This window comes from Priestia sp. MDV22-iso46, from assembly GCF_058629175.1.
Genome location: NZ_JBZVWT010000001.1, coordinates 1,603,661 through 1,621,410, shown reverse-complemented (window position 1 = coordinate 1,621,410; position 17,750 = coordinate 1,603,661). Strand labels below are relative to the sequence as shown.

Genomic DNA, 17,750 nt, shown 5'->3' with positions numbered 1-17,750 from the left:
ACGCGAGCTCTAGCTCGCGTTTTTTAGCGTTCATATGGAAAAGCATTTTCAGGTTCTTGAAATGGATTTTCTTTATTAATGTAATCATAAAACATAATGCCGTCTAAATGATCAATTTCGTGCTGAAATACAACAGCAGGAAGACCTTTCAAACGAATTTTCACTTCTTCGCCTTCCAGCGTTGTGCCTTTTACTGTGATACGTGCATATCGAGGAACAAATCCTGGGATATCTTGATCGACAGATAAGCAGCCTTCACCGCCTGTAAGGTATGTCTTTTCAACTGAGTGGCTAATGATCTTAGGGTTAAATAATGCATAGCTGTATAGCTTGCCTTTTTCATCCGTAACGTGTACCCCAATCATTCGTTTTGATACATTAATTTGAGGAGCGGCAAGCCCGATACCAGATCGCAGTCCATATTTAGCAGCAATTTCAGGATCTTGGCTGTTTTTTACATATTCTAATAAGCTATGTAAAATCTTTTTGTCTTCTTCAGAAGCAGGTAACGGTACTTCTTTTGCTACTTCTCGCAGCGTTGGGTGTCCGTCTTGAATAATATCGTTCATTGTAATCAACTTTCACATCTCCCTAGGCTATTTTATAGGTATAAAGTGTACCAAATCCGTATAAAAAAGTCATTACCTCGACCTTGAACACATAAATGTTTCTACTAATTATATGTATCACGCATATGGAAAAACATGTATAAGAAAAAATAAAAGCGACCGTTAGCCGCTTTTATTGTATAATTACCAGCCGCCACAGCTGCAGCCAATAATAACTAATAAAATGAACAGTACGATTAATAAAACAAACCCTTTATTAGAACCGCCGTAGCCATATCCACCGTAACCCAACATAATATAACCTCCCGTAGTTATCAATCCCAAGGTAAAAAGTCATAAACTCCCTTTTTTTCACGATTGGGTTAGTATAATATATTAAAAGGTGGAAAAAGGGTGTAGAGAAATTGCTAATTTCCTACAAAAATTGTATAATGACCCATGAATAAGGGAGGATTTACCAGATATGAAATGCGTCGGAAGATATATAATTATCGGCATTGCTGCTATGTCACTAGCAGGCTGCGCAGAAGGCTCATCGCCTGAACTTGAGGTATATAATGGATTAGAAAAAGTGGTAGCACAAGAAAAACAATTTGCTGATCAGCAAAAACCGTTAGCTGATTTAGAACAGCAAGAAAATGCGATATACGACCAAATTATTGAGCTAGGGATTAAAGATAAAAAGAAAATAAAAAATAAAGCACAAAAAGCGCAGCAGTTATTAGATGAGCGTGAAAGTAAATTACAAAAAGAAGAAAAAAGCATCAGCGCTTCGCAAAAACAATTTGAAGCGACAGAGCCAAAGATCCAAAAACTAGAGGATGGCAAAGCAAAAGAAGAGGCGCTTGAACTATCTTCGTTAATGAAGAAGCGTTATAATGCCTACCAGTCCTTACATGATGCCTATCTTCATTCCATTGAATTAGATCGTCAGCTATATACGCTCTTTGAAAAAGACAATGTGAAATTAGAGAATCTTGAAACACAAATCGCTTCGATCAATGCTACTTATAAAGAAGTTGAAAAGAAAAAAGAAACGTTTAACACATTAACAGCTGACTATAACAAAGCCAAAGAGGATTTTTATAACAAAACGAAGTTAAAGGTGAAAAATAGCGAGGATAAATAAGAAGGCCTGTGAAGTTTACAGGTCTTTTTTTTTGGCTGAAAAGGAAGGTTTTCTGAAATAAAGAAAGAGTTTCGACATGATTCAAGTAAAAATTACAAAAGGTTATTGTTTTAAAAAATCGTTTATTTGTGGCAAGATAGGAGATGTGCAGACGTAAAAAAAGAGAAGGTTATTATAAAACATATAATACAGTTTGTATCTGTGTAATAGTACAGCATGTCTTTTTTATGTGTTTTATTTCACAAACTAAAAAAGCGTAATTTCTTGATGTAAATGCATTGACGAACTGTTTTAGTGTATTGTAAACTAGGTAGCGTAGTAAGTGTTGTATTAATCATTTTTGCAAAATAATTAATACAGTTTAACGAAACGTTCGTTTCGCTTAAACTTTCCTTTTACGTAAATGTTTGCACAGAATTCGCTGGGGAATACATAGAAATGTTAAGGATTAGCGAATTCAAAAAGCTACTCGACAAAATATGACTTTTACTTGTCCATTTGGGACATTCTAAAAGCGTGTATGTTTGTTTGATTAGTAAAATGAATTTATACGGCTTAAATGAAAGGAAGAGGTGACTTAGATGGCTGCTAAAACTAAAAAGGCTATTATTGATGTATCAAAGCAACTTGATAAAATCGCTGAGCAGTACCAAACGTTCCAAATTCTTAATGAAGAGGGCGAAGTAGTAAATAAATCAGCGTTGCCAGATTTATCTGACGAAAAATTAAAAGAGTTAATGACTCGCATGGTATACACTCGTATTCTTGATCAACGTTCAATTTCATTGAACCGTCAAGGTCGTTTAGGTTTCTATGCACCAACTGCTGGGCAAGAAGCTTCTCAAATCGCTTCACATTTCGCATTAGAAAAAGAAGACTTCATTTTACCTGGGTACCGTGATGTGCCTCAGTTAATTTGGCATGGTCTTCCACTATATCAAGCGTTCTTATTCTCTCGTGGTCATTTCCACGGTAACCAAGCGCCAGAAGGTGTAGATGTACTTTCTCCACAAATCATCATCGGTGCACAAATCGTGCAAACTGCTGGTGTGGCACTAGGTCTTAAAAAGCGCGGTAAAAAAGCAGTAGCGATCACTTATACAGGTGACGGCGGAGCTTCACAAGGTGACTTCTACGAAGGTATGAACTTCGCAGGTGCATTCAAAGCTCCAGCAATCTTTGTTGTACAAAACAACCGCTTTGCAATTTCAACACCAGTTGAAAAGCAATCTGCAGCACGTACAATCGCTCAAAAAGCAGCGGCTGTTGGTATCCCAGGCGTTCAAGTAGACGGTATGGATGCACTAGCAGTATACGTTGCAGTAAGCGAAGCTCGTGAGCGTGCAGTAAACGGTGAAGGTCCAACTTTAATTGAAACATTAACTTACCGTTATGGTCCACATACAATGGCTGGTGACGATCCAACTCGTTATCGTACAGCTGAGCTTGACACTGAGTGGGAAAAGAAAGATCCACTTGTTCGCTTCCGTAAATTCTTAGAAGCTAAAGGCATCTGGAATGAAGAAGAGGAAAACAAAGTAATCGAGCAAGCTAAAGAAGATATCAAACAAGCTATTAAGAAGGCTGATGATTATCCAAAACAAAAAGTTACAGATTTAATGGAAATCATGTACGAAACTATGCCTTCAAACTTACAAGAGCAATATGAAATCTACAAAGAGAAGGAGTCGAAGTAAGCCATGGCGCAAATGACAATGATTCAAGCGATTACTGATGCGTTACGCACAGAAATGAAAAACGACGAAAACGTATTAGTTTTTGGTGAAGACGTTGGCGTAAACGGTGGAGTATTCCGTGCGACTGAAGGTCTTCAACAAGAATTCGGCGAAGATCGCGTATTCGATACGCCATTAGCTGAATCTGGTATCGGTGGTCTTGCTGTGGGTCTATCGACTCAAGGTTTCCGTCCGGTTCCTGAAATTCAATTCTTTGGTTTCGTATACGAAGTACTTGATTCTGTATCAGGTCAAGCTGCACGTATGCGCTACCGTTCTGGCGGTCGCTGGAATGCACCAATCACATTCCGTTCACCATTTGGTGGAGGCGTTCATACACCAGAACTTCACGCTGATAGCTTAGAAGGTATCGTAGCATCTCAACCTGGTTTAAAAGTTGTAATTCCTTCAACTCCATACGATGCAAAAGGTCTTTTAATTTCATCAATTCGTGATAACGATCCGGTTGTATACTTAGAGCACATGAAGCTTTACCGTTCATTCCGTCAAGAAGTACCTGAAGAATCATACACAATTGATTTAGGTACAGCTGATGTGAAACGTGAAGGTACAGACGTAACGCTTATCGCTTACGGTGCAATGGTACACTCATCATTAAAAGCAGCTGAAGAACTAGAAAAAGAAGGTATCTCTGCTGAAGTAGTGGACTTACGTACAGTTCAACCTTTAGATATCGATACAATTCTTGCATCAGTTGAAAAAACTGGTCGCGTAGTAGTAGTTCAAGAAGCTCAAAAACAAGCTGGTATCGCAGCTAACGTTGTAGCTGAAATTAACGATCGTGCAATCTTAAGCTTAGAAGCACCAGTATTACGTGTAACAGCACCGGATACTGTGTTCCCATTCTCTCAAGCTGAGGGCGTATGGTTACCAGACCACAAAGATATCGTTGAAACAGCTAAGAAAGTACTTGAATTTTAATTAGCATTTTACTGTGATAGAAATCAGCTTTGTGCTGATTTCTGTCTTAGATAAAATAAACACTAACAAATTGAACGCAACTAACTAGGAGGGTGAAGACACGTGGCATTTGAATTTAAACTGCCGGATATCGGTGAAGGTATCCACGAAGGTGAAATTGTAAAATGGTTCGTAAAAGCTGGAGATGAAATTGATGAGGATGATGTACTAGCAGAAGTACAAAATGACAAAGCTGTTGTTGAAATCCCATCTCCTGTAAAAGGTAAAGTATTAGAAGTAAAAGTTGACGAAGGTACAGTAGCTACTGTAGGACAAGTTATCGTTACTTTTGATGCTCCTGGATACGAAGACTTAAAATTCAAAGGTGACGATCATGATGATGCACCAGCAGAAGAAGCTAAAGAAGAAGCTTCAACTGAAGAAGTGACTGAAGAAGCAACAGCTCCTGCAGCACAAGCTGATGTTGATCCTAACCGTAAAGTAATTGCTATGCCTTCAGTGCGCAAATATGCTCGTGAAAAAGGTGTAGACATTAAAGCTGTTCCTGGTTCAGGTAAAAACGGACGTATTGTTAAAGATGACATCGATAGCTTCCTATCTGGTGGTTCTACAGCTACAGCAACTGCTGAAGCTCCAGCTAAAGAGGAAACTGCTTCAGCTGAACCAAAAGCAGCAGCAGCACAAGCTATTCCTGAAGGCGACTTACCAGAAACTCGCGAGAAAATGAGCGGTATCCGTCGTGCAATCGCAAAAGCTATGGTTAACTCTAAACACACTGCTCCACACGTAACATTAATGGATGAAATCGATGTAACAGCTCTTGTTGCTCATCGTAAAAAATTCAAAACAGTTGCAGCAGATCAAGGTATTAAATTAACATTCTTACCTTACGTGGTAAAAGCGTTAACTTCAGCACTTAAGAAGTTCCCAGCTCTTAACACTTCAATCGATGACTCTACAGATGAAGTAATTCAAAAACATTACTACAACATCGGTATCGCTGCTGACACTGAAAAAGGTCTTTTAGTACCAGTTGTGAAAAATGCTGACCGTAAATCTGTGTTCGAAATTTCTGATCAAATTAACGACCTTGCTGGAAAAGCACGTGATGGTAAATTAGCTCCTGCTGAAATGAAAGGCGCTTCTTGTACAATCACAAATATCGGTTCTGCTGGTGGACAATGGTTTACTCCTGTTATCAACCACCCAGAAGTTGCAATTCTAGGTATCGGACGTATCGCTGAAAAACCAGTTGTACGCGACGGTGAAATTGTAATTGCTCCAGTATTAGCATTATCACTAAGCTTTGACCACCGTATTATCGATGGCGCAACAGCTCAAAACGCTCTTAACCAAATCAAGCGTTTATTAAATGATCCAGAATTATTATTAATGGAGGCGTAATAAATGGTAGTAGGAGATTTCCCAATCGAAACTGATACTCTTGTCATTGGTGCTGGCCCTGGTGGCTACGTTGCAGCAATTCGTGCAGCTCAATTAGGTCAAAAAGTTACAATCGTAGAAAAAGGTAACCTTGGAGGCGTATGCTTAAACGTTGGTTGTATTCCTTCAAAAGCATTAATCGCTGCAGGTCACCGTTTTGAACACGCTAAACATTCTGAAGACATGGGGATTATCGCTGAGAATGTAACAGTTGATTTCTCTAAAGTTCAAGAATTCAAAAACGGCGTTGTAAACAAACTTACTGGCGGTGTTGAAGGCCTTCTTAAAGGTAACAAAGTTGACATCGTAAAAGGTGAAGCTTACTTCGTTGACAGCGAAACTGTACGTGTAATGGATGAAAATTCTGCACAAACGTACAAATTCAAAAATGCTATCCTTGCAACTGGTTCTCGCCCAATCGAGATCCCTGGATTCAAATTCTCTGAGCGTGTAATCAACTCTACAGGTGCATTAGCGCTTAAAGAAGTTCCTAAAAAATTAGTTGTAATCGGCGGAGGTTACATCGGTACTGAGCTTGGTACTGCTTTTGCTAACTTCGGTACAGAAGTTACATTTGTAGAAGCTGCTGATGAAATCTTAGCTGGTTTTGAAAAACAAATGAGTTCACTTGTTAAACGTAACCTTAAGAAAAAAGGAAACGTTGAAATCTATACAAAAGCAATGGCTAAAGGTGTTGAAGAAACTGCTAACGGCGTACAAGTTACGTTTGAAGTAGGCGGAGAGTCAAAAGTAATCGATGCTGACTACGTATTAGTTACTGTAGGTCGTCGTCCTAACACTGATGAGCTTGGTCTTGAGCAAGTTGGCGTTAAAATGACTGACCGTGGTCTTATCGAAATCGATAACCAAACTCGTACATCTGTAAGCAACATCTTTGCAATTGGTGATATCGTAACTGGACCTCCACTTGCACACAAAGCTTCTTACGAAGGTAAAATCGCAGCTGAAGTAATCGCTGGCGAACCTGCTGAAATTGACTACTTAGGAATTCCAGCAGTTGTATTCTCTGAGCCTGAGCTTGCATCTGTAGGTTATACTGAAGCACAAGCGAAAGAAGAAGGATTAGCTGTTAAAGCTTCTAAATTCCCATTTGCTGCTAACGGACGTGCGCTTGCACTTAACGCTGCAGAAGGCTTCTTGAAGCTTATCACTCGTAAAGAAGACGGAGTAGTTGTTGGTGCTCAAATCGCTGGACCTAGCGCATCTGACATGATTGCTGAGCTTGGTCTTGCTATCGAAGCTGGCGTAACAGCTGAAGATATCGCATTGACAATTCACGCTCACCCAACATTAGGTGAAATCACAATGGAAGCTGCTGAAGTAGCTATTGGAAGCCCAATTCACATTGTAAAATAATGTTTTTAAAAAGCTGATGCGTATGCATCGGCTTTTTTTTTTGAAGAAAACGGTTTTCATAAAGTATCAGATGCTTGTCAGACAGTTTTTGTTGCTGATGAGTATACTCTTTTAGAGGAAACGTGTAAAAAGCGCTGAGGCAGTCTTAAATGAGCTCTAGATGCATACATATGAAGTGGGACGTGCTTTTTTATAGGTAGATAAAAAATTGCTCTTTTGGATAACGAATGAAAAGGCGGCGAAGGAGCTATGAAGACGTATTTCGTTTGGAGCTTACACATTGTTATTTGGATGGGTTATTCACTGGTTGAATTGCTATCAAAACGTGATCAGTTGACATCTAAAATTATTTTATTTTTAGTATTTGCTTATTTAGCTTACGGCATAGCAGAAATGAACGTCAAATCTAAAAGACTGGCGCTTATGATGACGGGTACAACTTCAGCTGTCTGCTTGACATGTTATCAACTAATTTTATTTTGCACGGCGTAAGATTGCATAAAAAAAGCGTTAGCTTATATAAGCTAACGCTTTTTTGTCTTACACAGATTTCTTTTCTCTTTTCAATGCGCCTTCTTCTTTAAATGCTTTCATTAATGAGAAGACCGTTAGCACCAGCACAATTGAGAATGGAAGTGCTGCTATAATCGCAGCTGTTTGGAGCGCATCCAAACCACCTGTCCAAAGCAGTATGATTGCTGTTAACGATTGAATTAAGCCCCACGTAAGCTTAATAGAGCCTGAAGGATTTAGATCACCATTTGTTGTCTGCATTCCTAAAACAAATGTAGCTGAGTCAGCTGATGTAATGAAGAATGTAGCAATTAAGCAAATAGCGACAATGGACATGAACGTACCAAATGGAAACTGTTCAAGTACATAGAATAAAGCAACTTCTGTTCCTTTATTGTTGATAACATCCATAACAGGAAGATCCTTAAAAAAGTCTAAGCAGACCCCAGAACCTCCGAATACGGAAAACCATAATCCACCAAATACGGTCGGAACAGCTAGTACACCAATTAAAAATTCTCGAATGGTTCTACCTCGTGAAATACGAGCAATGAACGTACCAACAAACGGTGCCCAAGCGATCCACCATGCCCAGTAGAAAATTGTCCAATCTTGAACCCAGGTACTGTTATCAAACGGGCTCAATCGAAAACTCATCGACGGCAAGTTTTGAATGTAGCTGCCAATTGTTGTAACGAATAAGTCCATAATAAAGTTGGTTGGACCTGCAAATAACAAGAATAGCATTAACAGAATAGCTAAAACAATATTAATGTTACTCAAATACTTAATACCTTTGTTCAAACCCGTCTGTGCTGACAGCATGAACAAGAACGTCACGATAATAATAACAATTAATTGAGTCGTGAAATTATTATCAATACTTGGCGACAAGTAAGAGGCTCCACCGGTAATTTGAATAGCGCCCAGTCCTAGAGATGTTGCCACCCCAAAAACAGTTGCAAATACGGCGATGACGTTTATGATCGTTCCAAGAGGTCCATCAACACGTTTTCCTAATAGTGGACGTAAAATATTACTGATTATGAACGGGTAACCTTTTCTAAATTGAAAATATGCAAGGGCCAGTGCAAGAACGGAATAAATAGCCCAAGGATGTAAACCCCAGTGGAAAAACGAATAACGTAGAGCTGCGCGAGCTGATTCTGCTGTACCGCCTTCACCACAAGGTGGAGTATGAAAATGATTGATTGGTTCTGAAACACCCCAGAATACAAGTCAAATCCCCATACCAGAACTAAATAACATGGCAAACCATGAGACATAACCATACTGAGGCTTTTCGTCAGGTTTACCTAGTTTAATATTTCCGTACTTTGAAAAAATTAAGTACAGCGTAAAAACTAAGAATAATGTAGCTGCTAATAAGTAATACCAGCCAAATTTCTCGATGATAAAACTATGTATTGCCGATGTGACAGGTGTAAGCGCTGCGCTTCCTAGCACAGATTCCGGAATAACACCCCATACGATAAATACTGCAGCAATAATAACCGAAATGATAAAAACAGGAGTCAGTTTTTTCATCGATTATCACTTCTTTCCTATTCTATTTTACATAACATGTTTTCTCATATAACCTTTTTAGCTATACATGAAACCACATGGTTATACATTCTAGTAAAGTTTGTATGAAATGTCTACCCTATTAGTAAGAAAAAACGGCAAGAACCCAAATTCTTATTTTTCGTAATTATTTTAAAGTGCTGAAATAGATGTGAAATTAGACATTGTTTTTTCATATAAATAGAGATGATGCTAAGCGTTCAGCTTTTTGAAAACAAATATAACATTTATGAGAAAAATATTTTTAATGTGACATACTAATTAGTTGTTGACATATTTAATGTGACATAATAATATAATATCAAGAGTTGTAAAACGCTTACAAAAAAAGACGGTTAAAGGGGAGTTTACAAAATGGGAACAATCGTATGTCAAACATGTAACTGCACAATTGATCATTTCGAAGATGAGAAAGTGACGCGATTATACTCAACATGTAAAAGCGGAGAATGTCAAAAAGCAGATGAAGATTTAGATTAATTCAATAAAAAAAAGGTGCGGAAATTCGCACCTTTTTTTTATTGAATTGCTTTATGTTCTTTAATGACACGAAATGTTTTTAATTCAAAATCTTCCGGACCCTGCACTGGTAAACCTGCCTCTAAGTTTGTTTCAATGTAGGTTAAATTTTCCTCAGTGATGATTTCCCCGGGAATAAAAATAGGAATACCAGGAGGATAGACCATCACAAATTCCGCAATAATACGACCTGCCGACTCATGAAAAGGTACCACTTCTGTTTCAGCGTAAAAAGCATCGCGAGGTGTTAAAGCCAATACAGGAATATCAGGCAATAAAATAGCCGGTTTTGCCGTTGTTTCAGAAAGATTATGGAATTTTGCAGATAATTCACGCAGAGCTGTGACCAGACGTAACAGATCTTCTTCTGTATCTCCAGGCGTGATAATACATAGAATATTATAAAGGTCAGACATTTCAACTTCGATATTATGAGCTTCACGCATCCATTTTTCTACGTCATAGCCCGTAATTCCTAAATCTGAAACAGAAATAATTAATTTAGTAGGGTCTAAATCATACGTAGCTTTTGTCCCTAAAATTTCTCTGCCTATACATCGGATATGCTCAATTGTATTAATTTCTTTTCGTGCTTTTTCAGCAAGAGAAATTGCACGTTCAGCCAGCTCTTTTCCTTCTGTAGCTAAACGTTTTCGTGCAACATCTAAAGAAGCCAGCAGCAGATAAGATGTTGATGTTGTTGTGAGCATGCTTAAAATAGACTGTACACGTTTTGGAGAAATTAAGCCTTCGCGTATGTTTAGAATTGAACTTTGCGTCATAGAGCCCCCTAATTTATGCACGCTTGTTGCTGCCATATCTGCACCGGCCTGCATAGCAGACAGAGGCAAATCATCATGGAAGTGAATATGAACGCCGTGAGCTTCATCAACAAGTACAGGCACTTGATACGAGTGGGCAATTTCTACGATTTTACGAAGGTCTCCAGAAATTCCAAAATAAGTTGGATTGATAACAAGCACTGCTTTTGCTTCAGGGTGCTGCTTTAAGGCTTTTTCTACAGAGTCCGATGTAATACCGTGAGAAATGCCAAGATTTTCGTCAATTTCAGGGTGAATAAAAATAGGCGTAGCTCCTGAAAAAACAATCGCACTCATAACAGATTTATGCACGTTTCTAGGAACGATAATTTTATCTCCAGGACCACATGTCGCCATGACCATTGCCATAATTGCTCCGCTCGTTCCTTGAACAGAGAAAAAAGTATGGTCAGCACCAAATGCTTCTGCAGCTAAATCCTGCGCTTGTTTGATAATGCCTTTTGGCTGGTGAAGGTCATCAAGAGGACCGATATTAATTAAATCAATGGATAAAGCATCATCGCCAATAAATGAGCGGAATTCAGGATCCATTCCATTTCCTTTTTTATGTCCAGGGATATGGAATTGTGTTGGGTTTTTCTTAGCGTGATTAACCAATCCAGTAAATAATGGAGTTGAAAATTGAGAAGACAACTTTGCTATACACCTCTTTTATCATAAATTGTCAGTCCCTCTAAGCAAAGCTTAGAGGGACTTTGATTGTTTTTTATCAAATTACAGCATTCAATTTTATATACCAAAAACTAGTGGCTGTTGAATTCTACATATTAAAATATCAGATCTTTTTTCTATAAAAGAAATTCAACAGAAATTCTACTCGGCAGTTTTCTTGATTTTAACCATTATATAAATGAATGAAACGTGTATGTTTACTACTGTTTGATAATATAAATACAATTTTTAGTTAAAAAAATACAAGTAATTGTAAACTGCTTATTACTTATTATTTTATAGTTCTTTATGTTTTGAAAATCCCCATAAAACAAAAGAATTATAGCACTTATTAACCCATTTGCAAAGATATTTTAAAGAGAAAATAAAAAGAAAAAAAAGGAGAAATTTTTTTGTGTGAAAAGAGAATAAATTTTGTGTACATTATAGATTGTGATAGAGTTAAGAATATAGATATACATAGATTGAAGAAATAAATGGAGTGATGAGAAGTGGAATATCAATACCCTATCTCCCTTGATTGGAGTACAGAAGAAATTATTGATGTAGTGAAGTTTTTTGAAAGCATTGAACGAGCTTATGAAAAAGGTATTGAGCGTGATCACCTAATGGCAGTCTATCGCCGATTTAAAGAAATTGTGCCAAGTAAAGCAGAAGAAAAAACAATCTGTAACGATTTTGAAGATCAAAGCAAATATTCTTCTTATCGAACGATTCAAAAAGCAAAGGCTGCTTCTTCTGGAGACATCATAAAAATGTAAAAAATGGAGCCAAGCTTGGCTCCATTTTTTTTATATCAATTCGTTAAAATTATGCATATGCTTTTTTAGTTAGTTCATATAATGGAGTTACCGTATGAAATGTTTGTTCAATACGAGCTATCCATTCTTCGCCGTTCATTGCAATCGCTTCTTCTTTTGGGATTGTAATGCCGCATAGGATCTCAGCTTTTTTAACCGTCTCTAGACGTTCAAACAAACTCTCTAAGTCTTCAGAAGATAAGTCGCCCATTTTGTCACTATCAGGTTTTGTATGATCTTTCGACCAAACAAACGAGGCTGGGATATTTTGACGAATCTCCTCAATGTTTTGTTTTAGCAGCTTTCCAAATTGTTCTTTAATAGGTGATTCGTAAATGACGGCGAACCACACAAAGACATGTGTTTCCCAAAGGCCAATTTGAAAATGAGGGAGCTTTTTATACCCGCGTTTACTGTTAGCAAAGGCTACCCACGTATCTGCTGGCGGGTTAACTGTTCTTCGTGCATGTTTGGCAATGTGTACGAACATTTCATCTCCACAAAGTGAAGAAAGAGTAGGAGCAAAATGATTGCTCAATTGTTCGAATTTTGGGCGTATCGTTGTCTTGATGGCTTCCATACGTGCATCAAGTCCCTCGATACGGAATACGTTAAAGTCATCTTGTGAAAATCCTGAGAATGCCATGTGAAACCTCCGTTTTTTAGTGAATATGTATAGCTGCTGTGCATCTATGCAAGTAAGTATGATTTACGCGAAGATTCTACCACATGAAAAGCATAAACACCAATTAATTCGCATATGCTTGTCAAAACGTGTCTATCATTTTTTTATAGGTAATCACACAATTTAGTTACATGAGATTAGGTTTCGACATAGACTATATCAATCAAAATATCTGAAAATTTAGTTTTCTATAAGCGGGTTCAATAATTTGAGAGGGGTGTTTGAAACATGAAACAAGTGGTGAATATGTATAAGAAGAATGATGGACAAAAAAGATTAGGTGTAATTCGTTTGGAGTTAGATTACGAGTTAGCAACGTTATATGAAGCCATGATGGAGAATAATGAGGAACAAAAACAAAAATGTAAGCGAAAGCTCGAGAAACTTCGTGAAGAAATGATATCTCTTCAGTAGCAGATACGGGAATAAAATAGAACAAATAAGGGTAAACTGTAAAAAAGGATTAAACTGAATGAGCAGATTCATAAGTGGTAACAGAGCACGTGGGAGAAGAAGCGGCAGTTCTTCTCCCACGTGCTCTGTTAATTGACATCTTGCAGAGGTTTTTTTAAGCTTAAATAAGAGACGTATTTTTGAGGGGGAATTGAGATGACGCAACGCTGGGAAGAAATTGATACATACGTTAAAGAGTGGCTAAAAGAAGCTGGACAAAAAATTCAACAGTCGTTTAGTAAAGAACTTCTCATTCAAACAAAATCGAATCCAAATGATTTAGTAACAAATATGGATAAAGAAATTGAACAGTTTTTTATCTCAAAAATCAATGAAACCTTTCCGGAACATCATATTCTCGGAGAAGAAGGATATGGAGAAGAGCTTGAATCAGACGAAGGAACGATTTGGATTATCGATCCAATCGACGGTACGATGAACTTTGTTCATCAGCAGCGAAATTTTGCTATTTCCATCGGTATATTTGAAGATGGTGTAGGACAAGCAGGTTATATTTACGATGTTATTCATAATGAGCTGTATCATGCTTTAAAAGGACAGGGCGCGTTTATGAATAACATCCAATTGCCGAAACTTGAACCTGTACCAGTTGAACAAGCTATTATTAGCCTAAATGCAACCTGGGTGACGGAGAACCGCCGTATTGATCCTTCCGTATTAAGTCCGCTTGTGCGTAAAGTAAGAGGGACCCGTTCATATGGATCCGCAGCTATTGAGCTTGCTTACGTAGCGGCTGGACGCTTGGATGGATACATTACTTTACGCTTGGCTCCATGGGACTTTGCTGCCGGTAAAGTATTGATTGAAGAAGTCGGAGGAGTTATGACGGATTTAGAAGGAAAGCCGTTAGAGATTCTTGAAAAAAGCAGTGTATTTGTAAGCAAACCAACATTACATGACGAAATCTTTCGTACGTACCTTGAAGGAAAGTGGAATAAATAAAATAGAAGTGAAGACTTACGTGTAGTCAAAGAATTTTGTGATGAAAAAACGTCATGAACCATTTTGATGTTGCAAATGGCCATGACGCTTTCAATCATCGCAAAAAAATTACAGCTGCCCTTTTTCTCGCATTTTTTTCTTAGTCGTAAAGCCAAGGCCCATTACAACAATTAAAGCTGCGATAGCTAAAATGACCCCGAGAGCGCTTCCTTCTCCGATAAATATGCCGATTGACATAATTGCCGCAGTTGCGATAAATGCATATAAAACAAATACCCACTTAATGTTTCTCATGTTGATTCCTCCCATTTATAACGGATATTTATAGTGTACAACAAAATCATTCTGCAATTCTAGAGTTAGTGTGATATAATAGCTTAGTTATTACAAGCATAGGAGTGAAATGCGTGAACATTCGTAAAGATTTACGTAATATTGCCATTATTGCCCATGTAGACCATGGGAAAACAACGTTAGTAGATAAATTATTACATCAGTCCGGAACATTCCGTACTAATGAGCATGTTGAAGAACGTGCGATGGATTCAAATGACCTTGAGCGTGAGCGTGGAATTACAATTTTAGCGAAAAACACAGCTATTAATTATAAAGATACGCGTATCAACATTATGGATACGCCAGGACATGCTGACTTCGGTGGAGAAGTTGAGCGTATTATGAAAATGGTAGACGGTGTTCTACTTGTAGTAGATGCATATGAAGGATGTATGCCTCAAACTCGCTTTGTATTGAAAAAAGCATTAGAGCAAAACTTAACGCCGATTGTTGTTGTTAACAAAATTGACCGTGACTTTGCTCGTCCAACTGAAGTAGTTGATGAAGTAATTGACTTATTTATTGAACTAGGTGCAAGCGAGGAACAAATTGAGTTCCCTGTTGTTTATGCTTCAGCAATCAACGGAACGGCTAGCACGAACCCTGAAAAGCAAGATGAGAACATGTCATCTCTATTTGACTCAATCATCGAGCACATTCCAGCACCAGTAGACAACAGCGACGAACCACTTCAATTCCAAGTGGCAATGCTTGACTACAATGACTATCTTGGTCGTATCGGTGTAGGTCGCGTATTCCGCGGAACAATGAAAGTAGGCCAGCAAGTTGCATTAATGAAGCTTGACGGTACGGTAAAACAATTCCGTGTAACAAAATTATTCGGTTTCCTAGGCTTAAAGCGTGTTGAAATCGAAGAAGCAAAAGCAGGAGACCTGATCGCTGTATCAGGAATGGAAGACATCAACGTAGGTGAAACCGTATGTCCGTTTGACCACCAAGATGCACTGCCAATTTTACGTATTGATGAACCTACTTTACAAATGACGTTCTTAGTAAACAATTCACCGTTTGCTGGTCGTGAAGGTAAATTTGTTACATCTCGTAAAATTGAAGAGCGCTTAATGTCTGAACTGGAGACGGATGTAAGTTTACGCGTGGAAAATACTGATTCACCGGATGTATGGGTTGTTTCAGGACGTGGAGAACTTCATTTATCTATTTTAATTGAAAATATGCGTCGTGAAGGATATGAGATTCAAGTATCAAAACCTGAAGTAATCGTTCGTGAAATTGATGGCGTTCGCTGTGAGCCAGTTGAACGTGTGCAAATCGACGTGCCTGAAGAACATACGGGTTCTATTATGGAATCAATGGGTGCTCGTAAAGGTGAAATGGTTGATATGATTAACAACGGCAGCGGTCAAGTTCGTCTGATCTTTATGGTTCCTGCACGTGGTTTAATCGGTTATACAACTGAGTTCTTATCGTTAACTCGTGGATTCGGTATCATTAACCATTCATTTGATAGCTACCAGCCAATGCAGCAAGGTCAAGTTGGAGGTCGCCGTCAAGGTGTGCTTGTTTCTATGGAAAGCGGTAAATCATCTACTTATGGAATCCAAGGCGTAGAAGACCGCGGCACAATTTTCGTTGAGCCAGGTACAGAAGTATACGAAGGTATGATCGTAGGAGAACACACTCGTGAAAATGATATCGTTGTTAACATCTGTAAAATGAAGCAAATGACGAATATGCGTTCTGCTAATAAAGATCAAACAACAGGTATGAAAAAACCTCGTATTATGTCTTTAGAGCAATCACTTGAATATTTAAACGAAGATGAATATTGTGAAATCACACCAGAATCTATTCGTCTACGTAAAAAAATTCTTGATAAAAATGAACGTGAAAAAGCAGCGAAAAAGAAAAAGTACGCTGACACGAAATAATAAAAAAAGTAAGTCGTTAGCTCTATCTGCTAGCGGCTTGTTTTTTATCTATTATATCAGAATTTTCTATTTTTGAAAGCGTTTTATAAATAAGGAATTTGGAAAGGAAAAAGGTGGCTTATATCGAATAATGTAAAGTAAGGAATAGGGGGAAGAAGTATGGATGTAAAAGAACACCTTTCATTTTTTGCTGCTCTGTATCAAGTAGATGAACATGCAAAAATAGGAATGTGGCTGTTATACTTTACCATTTTAGGGCTATCTGTTCTCGTGTACAAACTCGGGTTTGCAAAGAAGCTGCCGCTTTTAAAATCTGTGGTTATTTATCTATTTTTAGCTTTTGGATGTACGATCTTAACGTTTTTAGGCATTTTTTTACCTGTAGCTGAAGGGCTTGTGGTTGCAGCGCTTGTATTAATTATTTATAAAATACGGCTGTATCAGGCTAAAAAGCAAAACTCCACGTTGGGTTCATAAAAGACTACATAAAAAGACGCTTGTAGCTACAAGCGTCTTTTTAGTATGATATAGCCGAAGACAAGAGCGGCTGCGAAAATTAAATGGCCAGCTGTCCAATAAAAAATCGCTACTGCGTCATCCACCGCAGGCGTAGGCTTAAGCGCAAGCAGCGTCAACGGAAAATACAAAGGAATGGTTGGAAGTGTTAATAAAAAGGAACACAATACGATTTTTCGAATAGACATATTATTTAATTTACCTACTATGTAAACAAAAACGATCCCAATTGCAACGGCAATGAGTAAATGAAAAACAAACTCTACCCATTCAGGCCATTGAATAGGGCCAATGATAGGAATAAAATCAACATTTAATAAAAGGGTATAAACTTGTTTGCCGGTTAGCCATTCTATCCATTTTAAACATAACCCAAGGATAATCCCGCTTAACATGCCAATACTTATTCCTAATCGGAGCACCTTACCAATCCTCCTCTGTCTTTTTCGACTCATATAGTTTAAAGTTACCAGTAGCTATGCGTTCTTTTGTTCGTTTTTCAATCCGTTCAGAACATTCATTGCACATATATGTATGGATAGGACGGTTGCGCAGTCGTTTTGCCACAAGCGTTTCATCCTCAATTGTTTCAATTTTATCGCACATGACACATTGTACTCTCATTTCTATCACCTCAACTTCTCTATACATCATTCTAGCCGAAAATTCTTGTTTTATAAAGTTTTTTTGCGGTGCTATCTCTCAGTAGAAAAGGAACGATAGGAAAACATTCCTAAAGAAGCAGGTAATTTTGCTTG

General features: G+C 38.0%; 19 protein-coding genes and 1 pseudogene. 12 read left to right on the top strand and 8 right to left on the bottom strand.

All coding sequences use genetic code 11. The features are described 5' to 3' along the window. Positions 1 to 23 precede the first annotated feature (23 nt). Positions 24 to 578, bottom strand: a complete 555-nt coding sequence (gene def / locus AC4NPH_RS08345; protein ID WP_013056051.1) for a peptide deformylase — start codon at positions 576 to 578, stop codon at positions 24 to 26. A 174-nt stretch (positions 579 to 752) separates the two neighbouring features. Then, complete coding sequence (locus tag AC4NPH_RS08340; protein ID WP_078081608.1) at positions 753 to 863, bottom strand: YjcZ family sporulation protein; 111 nt, start codon at positions 861 to 863, stop codon at positions 753 to 755. Positions 864 to 1,032: 169 nt separating this feature from the next. Between AC4NPH_RS08340 and AC4NPH_RS08335 the strand changes: the two genes are divergently transcribed. The 6 genes from AC4NPH_RS08335 (at position 1,033) to AC4NPH_RS08310 (ending at position 7,688) form a co-directional block, all read left to right on the top strand. Further along, positions 1,033 to 1,698 (top strand): YkyA family protein, encoded by a 666-nt coding sequence (locus tag AC4NPH_RS08335; RefSeq protein WP_013056053.1) that lies wholly within the window; start codon positions 1,033 to 1,035, stop codon positions 1,696 to 1,698. Positions 1,699 to 2,279: 581 nt separating this feature from the next. Next, positions 2,280 to 3,395 carry a pyruvate dehydrogenase (acetyl-transferring) E1 component subunit alpha gene (pdhA, locus tag AC4NPH_RS08330; protein WP_013056054.1) on the top strand — a complete coding sequence of 372 codons (1,116 nt, stop codon included), beginning with the start codon at positions 2,280 to 2,282 and terminating at the stop codon, positions 3,393 to 3,395. Positions 3,396 to 3,398: 3 nt separating this feature from the next. Continuing rightward, a complete protein-coding gene (locus tag AC4NPH_RS08325; protein WP_013056055.1) occupies positions 3,399 to 4,376 on the top strand; it encodes an alpha-ketoacid dehydrogenase subunit beta in 978 nt (325 codons plus the stop codon). Positions 4,377 to 4,478: 102 nt separating this feature from the next. Continuing rightward, positions 4,479 to 5,780 (top strand): dihydrolipoamide acetyltransferase family protein, encoded by a 1,302-nt coding sequence (locus AC4NPH_RS08320; protein WP_028407941.1) that lies wholly within the window; start codon positions 4,479 to 4,481, stop codon positions 5,778 to 5,780. Between the two features lie 3 nt (positions 5,781 to 5,783). Continuing rightward, positions 5,784 to 7,196 carry a dihydrolipoyl dehydrogenase gene (lpdA, locus tag AC4NPH_RS08315; protein ID WP_013056057.1) on the top strand — a complete coding sequence of 471 codons (1,413 nt, stop codon included), beginning with the start codon at positions 5,784 to 5,786 and terminating at the stop codon, positions 7,194 to 7,196. Positions 7,197 to 7,445: 249 nt separating this feature from the next. Then, positions 7,446 to 7,688: a hypothetical protein gene (locus tag AC4NPH_RS08310; protein ID WP_016763437.1), complete on the top strand. Its 243-nt coding sequence runs from the start codon at positions 7,446 to 7,448 to the stop codon at positions 7,686 to 7,688. A 48-nt stretch (positions 7,689 to 7,736) separates the two neighbouring features. On the opposite strand, the pseudogene AC4NPH_RS08305 reads toward AC4NPH_RS08310, so the two are convergent. Continuing rightward, positions 7,737 to 9,257: pseudogene (locus tag AC4NPH_RS08305) on the bottom strand (glycine betaine uptake BCCT transporter). Between the two features lie 393 nt (positions 9,258 to 9,650). Between AC4NPH_RS08305 and AC4NPH_RS08300 the strand changes: the two are divergent. Further along, positions 9,651 to 9,776: a GapA-binding peptide SR1P gene (locus AC4NPH_RS08300; protein WP_013056059.1), complete on the top strand. Its 126-nt coding sequence runs from the start codon at positions 9,651 to 9,653 to the stop codon at positions 9,774 to 9,776. A 38-nt stretch (positions 9,777 to 9,814) separates the two neighbouring features. Here AC4NPH_RS08300 and AC4NPH_RS08295 read toward each other — a convergent pair whose 3' ends face one another. After that, on the bottom strand, positions 9,815 to 11,290 hold the full coding sequence (locus AC4NPH_RS08295) for an aminotransferase class I/II-fold pyridoxal phosphate-dependent enzyme (RefSeq protein ID WP_013056060.1): 1,476 nt from the start codon (positions 11,288 to 11,290) through the stop codon (positions 9,815 to 9,817). 530 nt (positions 11,291 to 11,820) lie between these two features. Here AC4NPH_RS08295 and AC4NPH_RS08290 point away from each other — a divergent pair. Then, positions 11,821 to 12,090, top strand: coding sequence for a UPF0223 family protein (locus tag AC4NPH_RS08290; protein ID WP_013056061.1), 270 nt, complete (start codon positions 11,821 to 11,823; stop codon positions 12,088 to 12,090). 49 nt (positions 12,091 to 12,139) lie between these two features. On the opposite strand, the gene AC4NPH_RS08285 is transcribed toward AC4NPH_RS08290, so the two are convergent. Next, positions 12,140 to 12,775: a YktB family protein gene (locus tag AC4NPH_RS08285; protein WP_013056062.1), complete on the bottom strand. Its 636-nt coding sequence runs from the start codon at positions 12,773 to 12,775 to the stop codon at positions 12,140 to 12,142. A 267-nt stretch (positions 12,776 to 13,042) separates the two neighbouring features. Here AC4NPH_RS08285 and AC4NPH_RS08280 point away from each other — a divergent pair, with 267 nt between their 5' ends. Both AC4NPH_RS08280 and AC4NPH_RS08275 read left to right on the top strand, forming a co-directional pair. Continuing rightward, positions 13,043 to 13,228, top strand: a complete 186-nt coding sequence (locus tag AC4NPH_RS08280) for a YkzI domain-containing protein (RefSeq protein WP_013056063.1) — start codon at positions 13,043 to 13,045, stop codon at positions 13,226 to 13,228. Between the two features lie 195 nt (positions 13,229 to 13,423). Beyond that, positions 13,424 to 14,230, top strand: coding sequence for an inositol monophosphatase family protein (locus AC4NPH_RS08275; protein ID WP_063670981.1), 807 nt, complete (start codon positions 13,424 to 13,426; stop codon positions 14,228 to 14,230). Positions 14,231 to 14,338: 108 nt separating this feature from the next. On the opposite strand, the gene AC4NPH_RS08270 is transcribed toward AC4NPH_RS08275, so the two are convergent. After that, positions 14,339 to 14,524 carry a YlaF family protein gene (locus AC4NPH_RS08270; protein ID WP_016763441.1) on the bottom strand — a complete coding sequence of 62 codons (186 nt, stop codon included), beginning with the start codon at positions 14,522 to 14,524 and terminating at the stop codon, positions 14,339 to 14,341. Between the two features lie 113 nt (positions 14,525 to 14,637). Here AC4NPH_RS08270 and typA point away from each other — a divergent pair, with 113 nt between their 5' ends. Together typA and AC4NPH_RS08260 are read left to right on the top strand one after the other, a co-directional pair. Beyond that, positions 14,638 to 16,476 carry a translational GTPase TypA gene (typA, locus tag AC4NPH_RS08265; RefSeq protein ID WP_013056066.1) on the top strand — a complete coding sequence of 613 codons (1,839 nt, stop codon included), beginning with the start codon at positions 14,638 to 14,640 and terminating at the stop codon, positions 16,474 to 16,476. 159 nt (positions 16,477 to 16,635) lie between these two features. Next, positions 16,636 to 16,953 carry a YlaH-like family protein gene (locus AC4NPH_RS08260; protein ID WP_013056067.1) on the top strand — a complete coding sequence of 106 codons (318 nt, stop codon included), beginning with the start codon at positions 16,636 to 16,638 and terminating at the stop codon, positions 16,951 to 16,953. A 26-nt stretch (positions 16,954 to 16,979) separates the two neighbouring features. Here the strand turns inward: AC4NPH_RS08260 and AC4NPH_RS08255 are convergent, their stop codons facing one another. After that, on the bottom strand, positions 16,980 to 17,414 hold the full coding sequence (locus AC4NPH_RS08255; RefSeq protein ID WP_013056068.1) for a hypothetical protein: 435 nt from the start codon (positions 17,412 to 17,414) through the stop codon (positions 16,980 to 16,982). Position 17,415: 1 nt separating this feature from the next. Beyond that, positions 17,416 to 17,616 (bottom strand): YlaI family protein, encoded by a 201-nt coding sequence (locus AC4NPH_RS08250; RefSeq protein ID WP_013056069.1) that lies wholly within the window; start codon positions 17,614 to 17,616, stop codon positions 17,416 to 17,418. Between the last annotated feature and the right edge of the window lie 134 nt (positions 17,617 to 17,750).